Here is a 16,441-nt window from a genome sequence, read left to right as displayed (position 1 = left end):
GAACGGCTCATGACCACACAGATCACGAACGCTCGGCCCCCCGCCGGCCTCCGCAAGGAGTCCCGGCGGCGGCCACCCGCCCCGTCCACGGCGAAGGTGGGCCGCCCCGGTTTCGCCTGGGCGCTTCCCGCCGCGGTCTTCTTCACCCTCTTCGCGATCGTCCCACTGCTCATGGTGGCGGTGCTGTCCTTCATGAGCTGGGACGGACTCAGCTCCCCCGAGTTCGTCGGCACGGACAACTGGTCCCGGCTCGTCGACGACCCGGTCATGCTCAAGAGCATCTGGCTGACCCTGCTGCTGACCACGCTCGGCGTGGTCCTCCAGACCCCGCTGAGCATCCTTCTCGGCGTCTGGGCCGCCGGCCACCAGCGCAACCGCGCGGTCCTGTCGGTCATCTACTTCATCCCGCTGCTGCTGTCGGCGACGGCTGTCTCGGTGCTGTGGCGGGCGCTGCTCGACCCGAACTTCGGCATCCCCGCCGCCGCCGGCTGGCTGTTCGGCGACGGCAACCTGTTCGGCGAACAGGCCACCGCCATCGGGGTGCTGGCGTTCGTCAGCACCTGGCAGTTCACCCCGTTCCACACACTGATCTACCAGGGTGCCGCCCGCGCCATCCCGCCGGTGCTCTACCAGGCGGCGGAGATCGACGGGGCGGGCCGCTACCGGCAGTTCTTCCACATCACCCTGCCCCAGTTGCGCACCTCCATGATCACCTCGATGATCCTCATGATCGTCGGTGGTCTGACCACCTTCGAGACGGTCCTCATCCTGACTCAGGGAGGCCCCGGCACCGACACCACCATCAGCGCCTACTACATGTACGACAAGGCGTTCAAGAGCTTCGACTACGGCACCGGTTCCGCCATCGCCCTGGTCCTGGTCGTCGCGGCCACGATCATCTCGCTGATCGTCGTCCGGGTCTCCGGCTACGACAAGATGCGCAGCTCCATGGAGGGTGTGTCATGAGGCGCCGACCGAACTACGTGGCCGGTGCAGGCTCGCTCGTCTGGCTCTTCCTGGTCGGCCTGCCGCTGTACGTGATGCTCGCGGCGACCCTGCGCACCCGTCAGGACTACGCCGAGAACGGCCCGGTCTCGATCCCGGACAGCTTCACCCTCGACAACTACACCGGTGCCTTCGACTCGGGCTTCGGCCGGTACTTCTTCAACACCCTCGTCGTCACCGTCAGCGTGATCGCCATCGTGCTGCTGCTGGTCCCGCCGCTCGCGTACGCCATCGTCCGCAGCCGCGGCAGGGCCACGTCGGCGATCTTCCGGCTGTTCCTGCTCGGTCTCGCCATCCCGGCCCAGGCCGTGATCGTCCCGATGTTCTACCTGATCAGCGAGGCCGGGCTCTACGACAACCTGCTCGGCGTCATCCTGCCCACGGCCGCCTTCTGCTTGCCGATGTCGGCGCTGATCCTCAGCGGCGCGATGCGTGACATCTCCCCGGAACTGTACGAGGCCATGGCGATGGACGGCGCGAGCCCGCGGCGCATGTTCTTCCAGCTCGTCGTGCCGCTGTCCCGGGGCGGACTCTCCACGATCGTGGTGTTCTCCGCTCTCCAGGCGTGGAACGGCTTCCTTTTCCCGCTCGTCCTGACCCAGTCCGAGTCCACCAAGGTGGTCACCCTGGGTCTGTACAACTTCCAGACCGAACACGGCATCGACATCCCCGGCCTGCTGGGAGCCGTGACGCTGTCCATGGTGCCCGTCCTGCTCGTCTACCTGTTCGCCCGTCGCGCCCTGCTCCAGGGCCTGATGGGCATGGGAGGAAAGTGACCGCCAACGTGGCCGCAGAGACCACCTTCGAAGTCCCCCTCTGGAACGACCCGACCCAGGACGTCGGCACCCGTGTCTCCGCGCTGATCGACGCGATGACCCTGGAGGAGAAGACCGCCCAGCTGTACGGCGTGTGGGTCGGCGCGTCCGCCGAGGGCGGCGAAGTCGCCCCGCACCAGCACGACATGGAGGAGGCCGTCGACCTCGACGCCCTGCTGCCCGCCGGGCTGGGCCAGCTGACCCGCCCGTTCGGCACGGCACCGGTCGACCCCGCGCTCGGCGCGCTGTCCCTGCTGCGCACCCAGACCCGGATCACCGCCGCGAACCGCTTCGGCATCCCCGCCCTGGCCCACGAGGAGTGCCTGGCCGGATTCGCCACCTGGGGCGCCACCGCCTACCCCGTCCCGCTGTCCTGGGGCGCCACCTTCGACCCCGGCCTGATCCGCCGGATGGCCGCCGCCATCGGCCGCGACATGCGGTCCGTCGGCGTCCACCAGGGCCTCGCACCCGTCCTGGACGTGGTACGCGACCCCCGCTGGGGTCGTGTCGAGGAGACCATCGGAGAGGACCCCTACCTCGTCGGCAGCATCGGCACCGCCTACGTGCAGGGGCTGCGCTCGGCCGGCATCGTCGCCACCTTGAAGCACTTCGTCGGCTACTCCGCGTCCCGGGCCGGCCGCAACCTCGCGCCCGTCGGCATGGGCCCGCGCGAACGGGCGGACGTCCTGCTGCCGCCCTTCGAGATGGCCATCCGCGAAGGCGGGGCCGATTCCGTCATGCACGCCTACACCGACACCGACGGCATCCCCTCGGCGGCCGACGAGGAGCTCCTCACCGAGTTGCTGCGCGACACCTGGGGCTTCGAGGGCACGGTCGTCGCCGATTACTTCGGCATCGCCTTCCTCAAGACCCTGCACGGGATCGCCGCGGACTGGGCGGATGCCGCGGCCACGGCCCTGCGCGCGGGTGTCGACGTGGAACTGCCCACCGTGAAGACGTTCGGCGCGCCCCTCGCCGAGGCCGTGGCCGCCGGCCGGGTGCCCGAGGCGCTCATCGACCGCGCCCTGCGCCGGGTGCTCGTCCAGAAGGCCCGCCTCGGCCTGCTCGACGCCGGCTGGGACCCGGTCCCGGCCGCGCTGCGCGGAGCCGACCTGGACGACCCCGGCGCCCTGCGCGGCACCATCGACCTGGACAGCGCCGAGAACCGGGAACTGGCCCGCACCGTCGCGGAAGAAGCCGTGGTCCTGCTCACCAACGACGGCACCCTGCCCCTCGCCCGGCCCCGCAGCATCGCCCTGATCGGCCCCAACGCCACCGCGCCCGCCGCCGTACTGGGCTGCTACTCCTTCCCCCAGCACGTAGGCGTGCACCACCCGGAAACACCGCCCGGCATCGACCTGCCCACCCTCGAGGACGCCCTTCGGCGGGAGTTCCCCGAGACGGAACTCACCGTTGTCCAGGGCACCGGCGTGGACGACGGCGACATCTTCGGCATCGCCGAGGCCGTCGAGACCGCGCGCCGGGCCGACGTCGTCGTGGTGGCCCTCGGCGACCGCGCGGGCCTCTTCGGCCGGGGCACGAGCGGCGAGGGCTGCGACGCCGAGTCCCTGGCCCTGCCCGGCGCCCAGCAGCGGCTGCTCGACACGCTGCTCGACACCGGTACGCCCGTGGTGACGGTCCTGCTGGCCGGCCGGCCCTACGCCCTGGGCCGGGCCGTGGACGAGTCCGCCGCCATCGTGCAGTCCTTCTTCCCCGGGGCGGAGGGCACCGCCGCCATCGCCGGTGTGCTCAGCGGCCGGACCAACCCGTCCGGACGACTGCCGGTCAGCGTGCCCCGAGGCACCGGCAGCCAGCCCGCCACCTACCTCGGTGCACGGCTCGCCCAGGCCGGCGACGTCTCCAACATCGATCCCACGGCGGCCTTCGCGTTCGGCCACGGCCTGTCCTACACGTCCTTCGACTGGGACGAGCTGGCCGTTGGCCGGGCAGAGACGGACACCGCAGGCGAGTTCACCCTCGCGTTCACCGTGCGAAACACGGGTGAGCGGGCCGGTACGGAGGTGGTCCAGCTGTATCTGCACGATCCGGTCGCCTCCGTCGTCCAGCCGGTGCAGCGGCTCATCGGCTACACCAGGGTGCGGCTCGCCGTGGGCGAGGCGAAGCGGGTACGGGTCACCGTGCCGGCCGACCTGGCCTCCTTCACCGGCCGTGACGGGCGCCGGGTGGTCGAACCGGGCGAGCTGCAGCTGCGCCTCGCGGCGTCCAGCGCCGAGGCCCGCCTGACTGCGACGGTGACCCTGACCGGCCCGGAACGCCACGTGGACCACACCCGCCGGTTCCACGCGTCGTTCGAGCAGGAGACGGTACGGCCGGCGGATCCTGTCGCCTGACCCGGTGAGCGACGGCCGGCCCCGCTGTGGCCGGCCGTCGCCCACCGGGGCCGTCCGGACCCGCGCCCGGCCGGCCGCCTGGGAGGAGACCCGGGCACACGTCGGGCGGGTCGCCGCGCTCACCGGGCCACGGGCGCCCGCGCAGGGGACGCATCCGACCGGGGCATGGAACGGCTCGGCCGGCGGGCCAGGGAGACCTGCGGCCACTGGGGCGGCGGCAGCGTCGAGCTGATGGTGACTTACGGCGAGCGCATCGGCCGTCTCCACCTCCAGCCGGTCGACCCGGACGTCCTGGCCGCGGGTGCCGCGGACGGAACGGGGACGGGGCGCGGTCCTGTTCGCATCGTCGAACAGGACATGTACCCGTGCGAGCCGGACCGGCCGCTGCCGGTCGCCGTCCGCATCCGGCGCTTCCTGCGCTCCCCGTTCGGCAACCACGGGCGCGGCCGGGAACCAACCGGGGCACCCGGGCGTTCAACCGGCAACGGGGAACGCTCGCGTGGACGGGAGGACGACGTGACCCACCGCACACACACTCACGACTCGCTCAGGGACGCCGACGACGCGGCCGGCACCCGGCGGGAGCGCTTCGGCCACCTGCCCGAGCGGATACGCCCCGAGGACGCGGTCGAGACCAGGCCGGCCACCCGGCCGGACCCGGCGCGGGACACCTACCACGCGGACGAATGGCTGATCCGGTACTGCGGCTGACCCGAGGGACGGGGACGGCACCGCCTCGGCAATAGAGCTGGCCGCCACGGTGCAGGGGGGACAGCCGGGTACCGGCCACGACCTCAGAAGACCGGGACACCCGCCTCGATGTCGCGCCGCGGCCGGTCGGCTCAGATCACGCAGCCCACATGGGCCAGCGCCTGCTTCAGCAGCACCCCGTGCCCGCCCGGCATCTCGCTCTGCACGGCCGGGGACAGCGCCTCCTGGGGACTGAACCAGACCAGGTCCAGCGCGTCCTGACGGGGCCGGCAGTCACCGGTCACCGGCACGACGTAGGCGAGGGACACCGCGTGCTGCCGGGGGTCGTGGTACGGCGTGATGCCCTGCGTCGGGAAGTACTCGGCCACCGTGAAGGGCTGCAGCGAGGCCGGGACCCGGGGCAGCGCCACCGGGCCGAGGTCCTTCTCCAGATGCCGCAGCAGGGCGTCACGGACCCGCTCGTGGTGCAGCACCCGGCCGGAGACCAGCGTCCGGCTGACCGTGCCGTCGGGCCCGATGCGCAGCAGCAGGCCGACGCTGGTCACTTCGCCGCTGTCGTCGACGCGCACGGGCACGGCCTCGACGTACAGGATCGGCATGCGGGCGCGTGCCAGTTCGAGTTCGTCGGTCGTCAGCCAGCCCGGCGTGGTTTCGGTCATGTCAGACATCGCTTGATCATACTTTCAGCCTCTCCTGCTTCCTGTGTGCCGCTCCAGAACAACTGTGACCCGCTCCACGCCCGTCACCCGTCGTCCGGTGAGCCGTCGGGCAGCCCGTAGACCCGCAGCGCGTTCTCGCGCCCGGTCCACCGCGCGATGCGCAGTGCGTCCTCGAGCGCCAGTTCGTCGGCGTCCAGCCGCTCCCGGAGCAGCCCGGCCAGCCCGTGCCGGAACGCCAGCGCGCCGAGATGGTGGAACTCGGCCACCCCGTAGGCGTCCGAGCTGTGCAGCAGCTTGCGGAACGGGGTGATCTCCAGGGCCTCCGCCAGCACCGCCCCCGCCCGCGCGGGGCCGACGTGGTGCAGGGTGAGTCCCACGTCCAGGTACACCCGCTCGAAGACGGCCGCCAGATAGGCGGCCTGGCGCTGGTAGGGCCAGCAGTGCAGCAGCAGGACGGGGACCGTGCCGGCGGTCAGGTGCAGCCAGTCGGTCAGATGGGTGGGGTCCGCGCGGTGCATGCGGATGTCGCTGTCGCCGAACCCGGTGTGCAGTTGCAGCGGCCGCCCGAGGTCGACGGCGGTCCACAGCAGGTGCCGCACGAGCACCGGGTCGTCGAGCCGGCCGCCCCGCGCGAGCCAGCGCCGGGCCGCGTCCGTGACCTCCTCGGCCCGGGGACGGGCCGGGTCCAGGTCGAAGCCGGTGCGGTAGGCCGCCACCGACTTCACGCCGACCACGCCGGGCCGCCGCACGGCCTCCCACGCGGCCGTGCGGAACGCCTCCGCGTACGCGTCGGCCTCCACGCCCCCGGCGGCCACCGCCTCCGCGACGCTCTCCAGCCGGACGACCTCGTACGCCGCCGCGCCCGCCGCGCCGGCCAGCTCGGACGGCGTGGTGACGCGGTCCGGGGCGTACCCGGTGTCCACGCAGAACACCCCCGTGCCCGCCGCCGTGAGGAACCGCCGGTTCACCTCGGCCCACCCCAGCTCGGCCCGCCGGGCCAGGTACACGTCGGCCGGCGCGTGGCGCGGCAGGTCCAGCACGGGCGCGCAGTGGCGGCGGACGGCCAGGCCGACGGGGCTGTCGAAGGGCGAGACGCCGGGCCACGCCGCGCCCTCGGTGATCAGTGACTCGAAGCCCGGACGGTCCAGGTCGGCGGTGACGGCACCGTGGCAGTGGTGGTCGACCAGCTCCAGCGCGTCGAGCGTCTCGACGACGGGGTCCGCGGTCATGTCAGTACTTCCAGCGGTACGCCGCCGCCACCTGGTCGTCGTCCAGCCCGGCGACCGCCTCGATCTCCCCCTGCCGTACGGCGATCACCGCGTCGGCCAGGACCGGACCCAGCGCGGTGCGCAGCACCTGGTCCGCGCGGAACGCCTCGACGGACTCCGCGAGCGAGGTCGGCAGCCGTCGTACGCCCCGGGCCGCGGCGTCGGCCGGGCCGAACCGCGCCGGGTCACCGGTCGTCTCCTCGGGCAGGGGCGCGCGGGAGGCCATCCCGTCCAGCCCGGCGGCGATCACACAGGCGAGCGCGAGATACGGGTTGGCGGCCAGGTCGACCGGCTTGACCTCCAGGTTCGCCGCCCGTTCGCGCACCCCGGCGGTACCGGTGACGACCCGGAGGGCGGTCTCCCTGGTCTCGCGGCCCCAGGCGGTGAACACTCCCGCCCACTGGGAGGGCTTGAGCCGCAGATGACTGGCCGGGCTCGGCGCGGTCACCGCCGTGAGCGCCGGGAGACGGGCCAGGATCCCGGCCGTGAACGATTCGGCGTCCGCGGTCATGCCGTACCGCCCCGTCCCGCCGGCGTGCAGGTTGGTGCCGTCCCGCCAGGCGGAGAGGTGGAGGTGTCCGCCGTTGCCCACGCCCTGCGCCACCACCGCCGGGGCGAAGGAGACCCGCAGCCCGTGCCGCCGGGCCACCGCCCGGATCGTCTGCCGTACCAGCACGCTGCGGTCGGCCGCCGCCACCGGGTCGAGGGCGCCCACGGAGATCTCGAACTGCCCGGCCGCGTACTCGGGGTGGAACTGGTCCACCTCCACGCCCTGTGCCGCGAGCGCCGCCAGCAGGTCGGCGGCGCAGTCGCCGAACTCGACCTGACGGGTGGCGCCGTACGCCGGTCCCGACACCGCGGGGACGAAGGCGCCGTCGGGTGCGTCGCCCCGGCCCACGGCCCACTCGATCTCGACCGCGGCCCGGAACGTGACGCCGTGCCGCTCGGCGGCCTCGGCCACGATCCGGCGCAGCACGGTTCGCCCGCACGCCGGGTGCGGCTCGCCCTCCTGCGTGATCCGGTCGACCGGTGCCCACGCCCAGCCGGGCTGCGCCGCCAGCACGGCCAGCCGGTCGAGGTCGGGGTACAGGCGCAGATCGCCGTCGGGGGAGCCGAGGACGTCCGTGGAGACGATCGCGTCGTTGGCCAGGAACGTGTCGAACACCGGTGACATGCCGACGCCCCAGGCCGCGGCCGAGGCGAGCTTCGCGGTGGGCACGGTCTTCACCCGGCCGACCCCGGCGGTGTCCACGTACGCCAGGACGACGCCGTGCACGCCCTGTCCGGACAGTTCGCCGCTGAGCGCGGTGGCCCGCTCGACGTCACCGGGACGCCCGCCGGGCACGGGGTCGGCAAGAGTGGTCATACGTCCTCCAGGACGGCGGTGCCGGGGCCGGGTGCCGTGCCGCTCACGGCTTCACGGCCACCGCGCCGAACTGCGGTACGGCGGGGGCGCCGGCCCCGGCGTGCCACTGCGAGCACGGGACGAGCCCCGGGTCGAGCAGTTCCAGCCCTTCGAAGAACGCGGCGACGTCCTCGCGGCTGCGCGCGGTGATCGGCGGAGTGGCGTGCTCGTTCCAGAACTCCATGGCCGGGATCTGGCCCTCGCCGCCCACGTCGGCGTCGAAGGTGGGGTGCGTCAGGGCCAGGCAGCTGCCCGGGGGCACCCGGGCCATGATCCCGCGGACGATCTCCCGGGCCGAGGCGGTGTCGAGCACGAAGTTGAGGATGCCGAGCATCATGACCGCCACGGGCCGGCCGAAGTCGAGCGTGCGCGCGGCCCGTTCGAGGACGGCGTCCGCGTCGCGCACGTCGGCGTGGATGTAGTCCGTGGTGCCCTCGGGGGTTCCGGCCAGCAGTGTGCGGGCGTGCGCGAGGACGGCCGGGTCGTTGTCGACGTACACGGTCCGCGCGCCGGGCGCGAGGCGCTGCGCGATCTGGTGGGTGTTGTCCCCGGTCGGCAGCCCGGTGCCGATGTCGAGGAACTGCCGTACGCCCCGCTCGGCGGTGATCAGGCGCACCGCACGGCCCAGGAACAGGCGGTCCGCGCGGGCGACTTCCCGGATCACCGGGAACATGCCGGCGACGTGGTCGCCGACCCGCCGGTCGACCGGGTGGTGGTCCGTGCCGCCGATCCAGTAGTTCCAGACGCGTGCGTTGTGCGCCACCGCGGTGTCCGGCCCCGGGGATCCGTCCGTCGCGGTGTGGTGCTCGCTCACGTGCCGGCTCCTTCGCGCCCGTGCCGTCCGTCGCCGCCCATTGTGCCGCCCGGTGATCACGCTGTCCCGGGAATCGGCCGAGGAACCCGCGCGCGGGCGCCCCGCGCCGGGTGACGCGGGGCGCCCGCGCGGGGGCCGGTCAGTCGAGTTCGCCGGGCTGCGGGGAGGGGGTCCGGCCCGCCAGGACGTCCTTCAGCCGCTGGGTGCCCAGCTTCACCCCCTGCGTCACGGAGTCGGCCTGGCCGCCGTCCAGACCGCCGGCGGTGATGGTGAGGGCGTCGGTGCCCACGCGTACGGCGGCGACGTCCAGGGTGAGCGTGGCGGGCGCGTCGGCCGCCTCGCCCTGCACCGTCACGTGCAGGCCCTGACGGGCGTCACCCTCCCGGGGCAGCGACATCTCCGTCACCTGGACCGTCCGCTTGCCTCCCGAGGAGTCCGTCGCCGTGAACTGGTCGCACTTCTCGGGCAGCGACTTCAGCCACTCCATCGCGTCGTCCAGCGCGGCCCGGTCGTAGGCGGCGACCTGCTGCAGGAGGCGGGAGTCGCCCTGCTCGAAACCGGCGAGCGCCGACGGCCCCGACGGCTTGCCCAGCAGGTCGTCGGCGTACAGGCCGTCGAGCAGCTTCTGGCAGTCGGCGGCGTTTGCCTTGGCGCTGAGGAAGTCCGCGACGTCGACCTCGCCGACGAGCAGGCGGTCGCGCCACTCGTCCGCGCCCTCGACCCGCTGCCAGTCGTCCTCCAGGTCGGCCTCGGTGAGCAGCGCGGCCTTCGCGCCGGACTCGGTGAGGGTGCCGGGCGAGGCGGTGGGCGTCTGCTCCTCGGTGGTCGGCGGGGAGACCTCCGCCGCCGCCGCGCGGGGAGCGTCGTCGTCGCCCGAGCAGGCCGCGGTGGTCAGCAGTGCGCCGGCCGCCAGCACGGAGGCCAGCACACGGGCGGGGTGGGACGGACGACGGCTCATCGCGGATGCCTCCCTGGGACGTGACAGGTGTTTCCCAGGGCATCACCGGCACCGTGGGGGCACCAGCGCACGCGACCGTTCGGGTGAGCATCCCGCGGCCGCGCCGGTGCGCACCCGCCGTGGGCGTCACCCGGCCCGGTCGAGGCTGTCCTCCGCCACTTCCTTGTCCACCGCCGCACGCACCAGCGCGGCGGCGAGGACGGCCGGTTCCGTCGATCCGGCGAGGCCGACGAGGCGGCCCGGCTCGGCGGGCAGGCCGAGGCGCTCCGCGCCCTGCAGCGCCTTGCGGTCCAGGTAGGGCGCCGCCTCGGGCCACACGCGCTGTGCCTCGCGCAGGAAGATGTCGGCGCCGGCCGGGCCCACGCCGGGGAACTCCTGGAGCAGCCTGCGCAGTTCGGGCACCTCGCCGTCCGCTTCCCTCCGCAGCCGGCGCAGATCCCCGCCCCACCGCTCGGTCAGCAGCTCGGCGGCCTCGCCGAGCTGGGTTGCGGTGCGCTCGTCGTAGCGCCGGTAGCCGCCCCGGCCGAGCGCGTCCACCCGCTCCTGCCAGTCGGCCCCGGCCATGCGGCGCGGGTCGCCGAGCCCGGCCTCCTGGAGGGCACGGGCGGTGGCCACGGCGATCGAGCCGCGGATGCGGGCGCTGAGCAGATGGGCGAGGACCAGCAGCCGGTACAGCGGCTGCGGGGTGTCCTTCAGCCGGATGCCCGCCTCCTCGGCGTACGTCTGACCGTGCGCGCGCACGAGTTCCCGTACGACACGCTCGTCGCGGTCCACGGCTACGCCTTCAGCGGGTCGTGGCCGATCGTCATCAGCCGGTGCCGGCGGCGCGTGTCCTCGGCCGCGGGCTCGTTCTCCAGGTCGGTCTGCGACGTCACCATGTCCACGACCTTGCGCATCGCACGCAGGTCGTCCTCGGTCAGGTCCATGCGCCGTTTCTGCAGGATCGCGAGGACGTGCTGCCCGAGGGGGGAGCCCGCGTCGTCCGGCAGGGGCTCGGTCAGCTCGCCGGAGTCGCGTACGCGCAGCCAGTCCGCGAGCTCCGCCGAGGTCATGTTCACCACGCGGTGGAAGTTCTCCCACAGCGCGTCGAGTTCGAGGGCGTCGGCCATGAGGTGCCCCTTTTCGTCGTGCGTACGTGCGCCGTGCGGTGCCGGTTCAGCCCTCCTTCGGCCAGTTCTCGGCGTCGAACATCCAGCGCTGCTTCTCCAGTTCGGCGGTGATGGTGATCAGCAGGTCCTGGGTGACCGGGTCGGGCTTCGCCGTCGCCTCGATCCGTTCCCGCAGCCGTCCGATGGCCGCTTCCAGGGCCTCGGCCATCACCTGCACGACGTCGCCGTCCCGCACCCAGCCGTCCTTGGGGCCCGGCAGCGTGAACGCCGACGCGATGGTCTCCGGCCGGCCGTCGGCGGGCATGCCGAGCGCCACGGAACGCTCCGCGACCGTGTCGGCGAACGACCGCGCCGCCGCCACCACTTCGTCCAGCTGGAGGTGGATGGAGCGGAACCGCGGTCCCACGATGTTCCAGTGCGCCTGCTTGCCGGTCAGGGACAGTCCGAGAAGATCCACGAGCGTGCCCTGCAGCGCCTCCCCGGTGACCTGGCGGGCCGACTCGGGGATCGTGCTCTTCACGACAGTCATCCGTTGCTTCTCCTTGAGGCGTGGTCTGCGGTGTCGCGGAGCGGTGCCGCACGCTCCGCCCCGCGGCTGCCTCCCCGCTCGTCAGGTCCCGCGGGGCCGGGCCTGCGGTGCCCGCCGGGAGGACGGCTCGGGGCCTCGTCCGTGCGGGCGGCGCGGCGCGACCGCTCCATGGTGGCGCGGGTGCCCCTGGGGCATGGGGGCAAACACCGTACGGCGCCTCAGCGGGCCAGCACGCCGTCCAGGAAGCGCGTGACGTCCGCGAAGACCTCGGCCTTGTTCGTCTCGTTGAACACCTCGTGCCGGGCGCCCGGGTGGATCCGCTCGGTCAGGCCGGTGCCGGCGAGCTGCTCGACGCCCGGCCGGCTCCCCGCCAAGGCCACCAGCCGGTCGTCGTCGCCGTGGATCCACAGGACCGGCAGCGAGCCGACGTCACCGCTCTTGGCGACGGTCTCCAGCGTCCGTACGAACGCCTCCACGGTGGGCCGCTTCATCGGGCCGTGCCACACCAGCGGGTCCGCCGCGTACGCGGCGCCGACGGCCGGGTCGCGGGAGAGCGCGGCCGGGCTGATCGGGGTGTCGGGGATCTCGTCGAGGGCGAGCAGCCGGCGCGGCAGCTCCCAGTCGCCGATGACCGGCCCGGACAGCACCAGCGCGGTGAGCCCGTCCTGGTGGCGCTGGGCGTAGCGGGCGGCGATCAGGCCGCCCATGGAGTGGCCGATCATGACGACCGGCAGGTCCGGGTGGGCGGACCGGGCGAGCTCCGCCACGGCGTGCACGTCGGTGACCACGTCCTCGAAGTCCTCGATCAGCACCCGCTCGCCGGCCGACTTCCCGTGCCCGGCGTGATCCGGGCCGTAGACGGCCGCGCCGTGCGCCACCAGGACGCCGGCCACCTCCTCGTAGCGGCCGATGTGCTCGCCGTAGCCGTGCACCAGCAGGGCCACGTACCGGGGCCGGGCGGCGGGCCACTCGCGGACGGTGATGCTGCCGCGCGTTCCGGTCAGGACGTGCTCGCGGGCCTCGGCCATGTCTCCTCCAGCTGCTTCGGTGAAGGTCCCGGGGGGATCTTCCCAGGGAGCCGCCCGGCGGTCTATAGTCCAAAACTAGCAGTGCTAATTAAGGCTCTGGAGGTCCGCCCGGCGACACCCGCGCCGCCGGGGACCGATCGACGACGATCAGGAGACCCCTCGTGCGTCCCGTCCACTTCGCGGCCGCCCGCCGCACCCCGATCGGCAAGCTGCGCGGCGCCCTGTCCACCGTGCGGCCCGACGACCTCGCCGCCGCCGTGGTCCGGGGCCTGGTCGCCGACGTGCCCGCGCTCGACCCGGCCCGCATCGACGACGTCTACTGGGGCGCCGCCAACCAGGCCGGCGAGGACAACCGCAACGTCGCCCGCATGGCCGTCCTGCTCGCGGGCCTGCCCGACTCCGTGCCCGGCGCCACGGTCAACCGGCTGTGCGCCTCCGGCCTGGAGGCCGTCACGGCCGCCGCCCGCACCATCGCCGCGGGCGAGGCCGACATCGTCCTCGCCGGCGGCTCGGAGTCGATGAGCCGCGCCCCCTTCGTGCTGCCCCGCCCCGACGAGGCCCTGCCGCACCGCATGGAGACCGCCGACACCCGGCTCGGCTGGCGCCTGGTCAACCCGGCGATGAAGGACCTGCACGGCCTGCTGGCCATGGGCGAGACGGCCGAGGAGGTCGCCGAGCGGTACGGCGTGTCGCGCGAACGCCAGGACGAGTTCGCCCTGCGCAGCCACCGCCTGGCCGCCGAGGCCCGCAAGAACGGCCACTTCGACGACGAACTCCTGCCCGTCGAACGCCCCGACGGCGTGGTCGTCGACGCCGACGAGTGCGTCCGCGAGGACACCTCCCTGGAGAAGCTGGGCCGCCTCAAGCCGGTCTTCCGCGCCGGCGGCACGGTCACCGCGGGCAACGCCTCCCCCATGAACGACGGCGCCGCCGGACTCCTCCTGGTCAGCGAGGAGGCACTGACCGACCTGGGCCTGGAGTCGCTCGGCCGCTATGTCGCCGGCGGCTCGGCCGGCGTCCACCCGGACGTCATGGGCATCGGGCCGGTCCCCGCCACCCGCAAGGTCCTCGCCCGCGCCGGCTGGAGCGTCGACGACATCGCGGAGGCCGAGTTCAACGAGGCGTTCGCCGCCCAGGCCCTCGCCTGCGTGGACCAGCTCGGCATCGACCCCGGTCTGGTCAACCCCAGCGGCGGCGCCATCGCCCTGGGCCACCCGCTCGGCTGCTCCGGCGCCCGCATCCTCACCACCCTGCTCCACCGCATGCGCCGCACGGGGGCGGCCCGCGGGCTCGCCACCATGTGCGTCGGCGTGGGCCAGGGCAGCGCGGTGCTCGTCGAGCGGCACTAGCCGTACGCACGCCGCCCAAGCCGTACGTACGCCACCCACCCCCTCTGCAGAGCCGCAGCAAGGAAACGGAGCAACACCCCATGGCAACCCTCTCCGTCGCCGCCGTCCTCGCCGAGAACGCCCGGCGCCGCCCCGACAAGGAAGCGCTCGTCGAGGGCGATCTGCGGCTCACCTTCGCCGAGGTGTGGCAGCGGGCCCGCGCCCAGGCCGGAGCCCTCGTGGGCCTGGGCGTACGGCCGGGGGACCGGGTGGCGCTGATGGCGCCGAACACCGCCGAGTTCCCGCAGGCGTACTACGCCATCGCCGCGGCCGGAGGCGTCGTCGTCCCGGTGCACCTGCTGCTGTCGCCGTCGGAGGTCGAGCACGTCCTGCGCGACAGCGGCGCCGGCCTGCTGCTCTGCCACCCGGCGCAGGCGGAGACCGGCACGGCCGCCGCACGCGCGGCGGGGGTACGGGTGATCACCCTCGGCGACGAACTCGACAAGCTCGCGGCCGACGCCGAGCCGCTGCCCTCGTACGTCACCCGTGACGCCGACGACCCGGCCGTCGTCTTCTACACCAGCGGCACCACCGGCGTCCCCAAGGGCGCGGTGCTCAGCCACTTCAACCTGGTGATGAACGCGACCGTCAACGCCTTCGACGCCAACGACATCCGCCCCGACGACATCGCGCTGGGCGCCCTGCCGCTGTTCCACGCCTTCGGCCAGACCGTCTCCCTGAACTCCACGTGGCGGGCGGGCGCCACCCTCGTCCTGCTGCCCCGCTTCGACGCGGCCCGCGCGATCGAGCTGATGGTGAAGGAGAAGGTCAACACCTTCCACGGGGTGCCCACCATGTTCGTCGCCCTCGCCGCCGCGGCGGCCGAGGCGGACGCACTGCCCGAGCTGCGCGTGTGCATCTCCGGCGGGGCCTCCCTGCCCGTCGCCGTGCTGGAGCGGTTCGAGGCCGCGTTCGGGGCGAAGATCTACGAGGGCTACGGGCTGTCGGAGACCTCCCCCGCGGCGGCCGTCAACCAACCGGTGTTCGGCGCGAAGCCCGGCACCATCGGCCACCCGCTGTGGGGCGTCGACGTGGAGATCGCCCGCGCCGAGGCCGAGGACCGCATCGAGCTGCTGCCGCCCGGCGAGCTGGGCGAGGTCGTCGTCCGCGGCCACAACGTCTTCTCCGGCTATCTCGGCCGCCCCGAGGCCACCGCCGAGGCGCTGGTCGACGGCTGGTTCCGCACCGGCGACCTCGGCACCAAGGACGACGAGGGCTTCCTGCGGATCGTCGACCGCAAGAAGGACATCGTCATCCGCGGCGGCTACAACGTCTATCCGCGGGAGGTCGAGGAGGTGCTGATGCGCCACCCCGGCATCGCGCAGGTCGCCGTCATCGGCGTCCCCGACGAACTGCACGGCGAGGAGGTGTGCGCCGTGGTCGTGCCCGCCCCCGGCGCGGCTCCGGACGCCGCAGGGATCACCGAGTGGTCCAAGCAGCACCTCGGCAGGCACAAGTACCCGCGCCGCGTGGAGTTCACCGACGCCCTGCCGCTCGGCCCGAGCATGAAGGTGCTCAAGCGGGAGCTGCGGGTCCGGTACGCCGGGCGCCAGTAGCCGACTGGCGAGACGGTCCTTACGGGTGACGGCCGGGTGCGCATAGCATCGGCCCCCGCATGGACACGATGACACTCTGGCACCTCACCGGCTGGCAGTTCGCCGCACTCGCCTGCGCGGCCCTGCTCGTCGGCTTCTCCAAGACCGCCGTGAGCGGGGCCAACACGGTCAGCCTCGCCGTCTTCGCGGCGGTCCTGCCCGCCCGCGCCTCGACCGGCGTCCTGCTGCCGGTCCTGATCGCCGGCGACGTGCTGGCCGTCCTCGTCTACCGGCGGCACGCGCACTGGCCCACGCTGTGGCGGCTCTTCCCCGCCGTCGGGGCCGGAGTGGTCGCCGGCACGGCGTTCCTGATGTGGGCGGACGACACGATCGTCCGGATGTCCATCGGCGCGATCCTGCTGCTGATGGCCGGGGTGACGGTGTGGCGCCGGCGGCAGGCCGGGGCGCCCGGGCAGCCGGACGAGGTCGCTTCGCGGGCCGGCCGCGTGAAGGCCCGCTCCTACGGTGTCCTCGGCGGCTTCACCACCATGGTCGCCAACGCCGGCGGTCCCGTGATGTCGATGTACCTGCTCTCCGCCGGCTTCCGCAAGCTCGGCTTCCTCGGCACCTCCGCCTTCTTCTTCCTGATCGTCAACGTCTCCAAGCTGCCCTTCAGCGCGGGACTCGGACTGATCGACGGCCACTCGCTGCTCCTCGACGCCGCCCTCGTGGTGTTCGTCGTGCCGGGCGCGCTGCTCGGCAAGTGGGCGGTGGACCGGATCAACCAGCTCCTGTTCGAGCGCCTGGTGATCGCGGCGACGGTTCTCGGCGGCCTCCAGCTGCTGCTGCGCTGACGTACGCTCCTC

The 16,441-nt window shown here is 73.4% G+C and carries 15 protein-coding genes and 1 pseudogene; 7 read left to right on the top strand and 9 right to left on the bottom strand.

The window, feature by feature from the left end:
• Positions 1–9 precede the first annotated feature (9 nt).
• From H0H10_RS07670 to H0H10_RS41490, 4 genes and pseudogenes are all read left to right on the top strand, one after another.
• Positions 10–966 (top strand): carbohydrate ABC transporter permease, encoded by a 957-nt coding sequence (locus tag H0H10_RS07670; protein ID WP_188180082.1) that lies wholly within the window; start codon positions 10–12, stop codon positions 964–966.
• Positions 963–1,781: a carbohydrate ABC transporter permease gene (locus H0H10_RS07665; RefSeq protein WP_188180081.1), complete on the top strand. Its 819-nt coding sequence runs from the start codon at positions 963–965 to the stop codon at positions 1,779–1,781. Before H0H10_RS07670 ends, H0H10_RS07665 begins: the two co-directional genes overlap by 4 nt.
• Positions 1,778–4,171, top strand: coding sequence for a beta-xylosidase/alpha-l-arabinosidase (locus H0H10_RS07660; protein WP_188180080.1), 2,394 nt, complete (start codon positions 1,778–1,780; stop codon positions 4,169–4,171). Before H0H10_RS07665 ends, H0H10_RS07660 begins: the two co-directional genes overlap by 4 nt.
• A 201-nt stretch (positions 4,172–4,372) precedes the next feature.
• Positions 4,373–4,594: pseudogene (locus H0H10_RS41490) on the top strand (2-keto-myo-inositol dehydratase); the annotation flags it as partial.
• Positions 4,595–5,013: 419 nt separating this feature from the next.
• On the opposite strand, the gene H0H10_RS07650 reads toward H0H10_RS41490, so the two are convergent.
• The 9 genes from H0H10_RS07650 to H0H10_RS07610 form a co-directional block, all read right to left on the bottom strand.
• Positions 5,014–5,541: an NUDIX hydrolase family protein gene (locus H0H10_RS07650; protein ID WP_188180126.1), complete on the bottom strand. Its 528-nt coding sequence runs from the start codon at positions 5,539–5,541 to the stop codon at positions 5,014–5,016.
• Between the two features lie 83 nt (positions 5,542–5,624).
• On the bottom strand, positions 5,625–6,770 hold the full coding sequence (locus tag H0H10_RS07645) for an amidohydrolase family protein (RefSeq protein ID WP_188180079.1): 1,146 nt from the start codon (positions 6,768–6,770) through the stop codon (positions 5,625–5,627).
• A 1-nt stretch (position 6,771) separates the two neighbouring features.
• Entirely contained in the window at positions 6,772–8,175 is a 1,404-nt protein-coding gene (locus H0H10_RS07640) for a type I glutamate--ammonia ligase (protein ID WP_188180078.1), read from the bottom strand.
• Between the two features lie 43 nt (positions 8,176–8,218).
• On the bottom strand, positions 8,219–9,028 hold the full coding sequence (locus H0H10_RS07635) for an SAM-dependent methyltransferase (RefSeq protein ID WP_188180077.1): 810 nt from the start codon (positions 9,026–9,028) through the stop codon (positions 8,219–8,221).
• Between the two features lie 139 nt (positions 9,029–9,167).
• Complete coding sequence (locus tag H0H10_RS07630; RefSeq protein WP_188180076.1) at positions 9,168–9,986, bottom strand: hypothetical protein; 819 nt, start codon at positions 9,984–9,986, stop codon at positions 9,168–9,170.
• A 126-nt stretch (positions 9,987–10,112) separates the two neighbouring features.
• Positions 10,113–10,760: an HhH-GDP family DNA glycosylase gene (locus H0H10_RS07625; protein WP_188180075.1), complete on the bottom strand. Its 648-nt coding sequence runs from the start codon at positions 10,758–10,760 to the stop codon at positions 10,113–10,115.
• Between the two features lie 2 nt (positions 10,761–10,762).
• A complete protein-coding gene (locus H0H10_RS07620; protein WP_188180074.1) occupies positions 10,763–11,095 on the bottom strand; it encodes a DUF3140 domain-containing protein in 333 nt (110 codons plus the stop codon).
• Between the two features lie 46 nt (positions 11,096–11,141).
• Positions 11,142–11,624 (bottom strand): Dps family protein, encoded by a 483-nt coding sequence (locus tag H0H10_RS07615; RefSeq protein ID WP_188180073.1) that lies wholly within the window; start codon positions 11,622–11,624, stop codon positions 11,142–11,144.
• A 218-nt stretch (positions 11,625–11,842) separates the two neighbouring features.
• Positions 11,843–12,652: an alpha/beta hydrolase gene (locus tag H0H10_RS07610; protein ID WP_188180072.1), complete on the bottom strand. Its 810-nt coding sequence runs from the start codon at positions 12,650–12,652 to the stop codon at positions 11,843–11,845.
• A 161-nt stretch (positions 12,653–12,813) separates the two neighbouring features.
• Here H0H10_RS07610 and H0H10_RS07605 point away from each other — a divergent pair, with 161 nt between their 5' ends.
• The 3 genes from H0H10_RS07605 to H0H10_RS07595 all read left to right on the top strand — a co-directional run bounded on the left by H0H10_RS07605 (position 12,814) and on the right by H0H10_RS07595 (position 16,429).
• Positions 12,814–14,001, top strand: a complete 1,188-nt coding sequence (locus H0H10_RS07605; protein ID WP_188180071.1) for a thiolase family protein — start codon at positions 12,814–12,816, stop codon at positions 13,999–14,001.
• An 80-nt stretch (positions 14,002–14,081) separates the two neighbouring features.
• A complete protein-coding gene (locus tag H0H10_RS07600) occupies positions 14,082–15,596 on the top strand; it encodes a long-chain-fatty-acid--CoA ligase (RefSeq protein ID WP_188180070.1) in 1,515 nt (504 codons plus the stop codon).
• A 59-nt stretch (positions 15,597–15,655) separates the two neighbouring features.
• Positions 15,656–16,429: a sulfite exporter TauE/SafE family protein gene (locus H0H10_RS07595; RefSeq protein ID WP_188180069.1), complete on the top strand. Its 774-nt coding sequence runs from the start codon at positions 15,656–15,658 to the stop codon at positions 16,427–16,429.
• Positions 16,430–16,441 lie beyond the last annotated feature (12 nt).

Source organism: Streptomyces griseicoloratus, from assembly GCF_014534645.1.
GTDB classification, from domain to species: Bacteria; Actinomycetota; Actinomycetes; order Streptomycetales; family Streptomycetaceae; genus Streptomyces; species Streptomyces griseicoloratus.
Note: the sequence above shows the minus strand (reverse complement) of the source record. Positions and strands in the feature narration are given on the sequence as shown.

Bases quoted from the DNA above. Each gene is read 5' to 3' on its own strand.
- H0H10_RS07670 (WP_188180082.1), top strand. From the start codon at position 10: ATGACCACACAGATCACGAACGCTCGGCCCCCCGCCGGCCTCCGCAAG.
- H0H10_RS07665 (WP_188180081.1), top strand. From the start codon at position 963: ATGAGGCGCCGACCGAACTACGTGGCCGGTGCAGGCTCGCTCGTCTGG.
- H0H10_RS07650 (WP_188180126.1), bottom strand. From the start codon at position 5,541: ATGACCGAAACCACGCCGGGCTGGCTGACGACCGACGAACTCGAACTG.
- H0H10_RS07645 (WP_188180079.1), bottom strand. From the start codon at position 6,770: ATGACCGCGGACCCCGTCGTCGAGACGCTCGACGCGCTGGAGCTGGTC.
- H0H10_RS07640 (WP_188180078.1), bottom strand. From the start codon at position 8,175: ATGACCACTCTTGCCGACCCCGTGCCCGGCGGGCGTCCCGGTGACGTC.
- H0H10_RS07630 (WP_188180076.1), bottom strand. From the start codon at position 9,986: ATGAGCCGTCGTCCGTCCCACCCCGCCCGTGTGCTGGCCTCCGTGCTG.
- H0H10_RS07620 (WP_188180074.1), bottom strand. From the start codon at position 11,095: ATGGCCGACGCCCTCGAACTCGACGCGCTGTGGGAGAACTTCCACCGC.
- H0H10_RS07615 (WP_188180073.1), bottom strand. From the start codon at position 11,624: ATGACTGTCGTGAAGAGCACGATCCCCGAGTCGGCCCGCCAGGTCACC.
- H0H10_RS07610 (WP_188180072.1), bottom strand. From the start codon at position 12,652: ATGGCCGAGGCCCGCGAGCACGTCCTGACCGGAACGCGCGGCAGCATC.
- H0H10_RS07600 (WP_188180070.1), top strand. From the start codon at position 14,082: ATGGCAACCCTCTCCGTCGCCGCCGTCCTCGCCGAGAACGCCCGGCGC.
- H0H10_RS07595 (WP_188180069.1), top strand. From the start codon at position 15,656: ATGGACACGATGACACTCTGGCACCTCACCGGCTGGCAGTTCGCCGCA.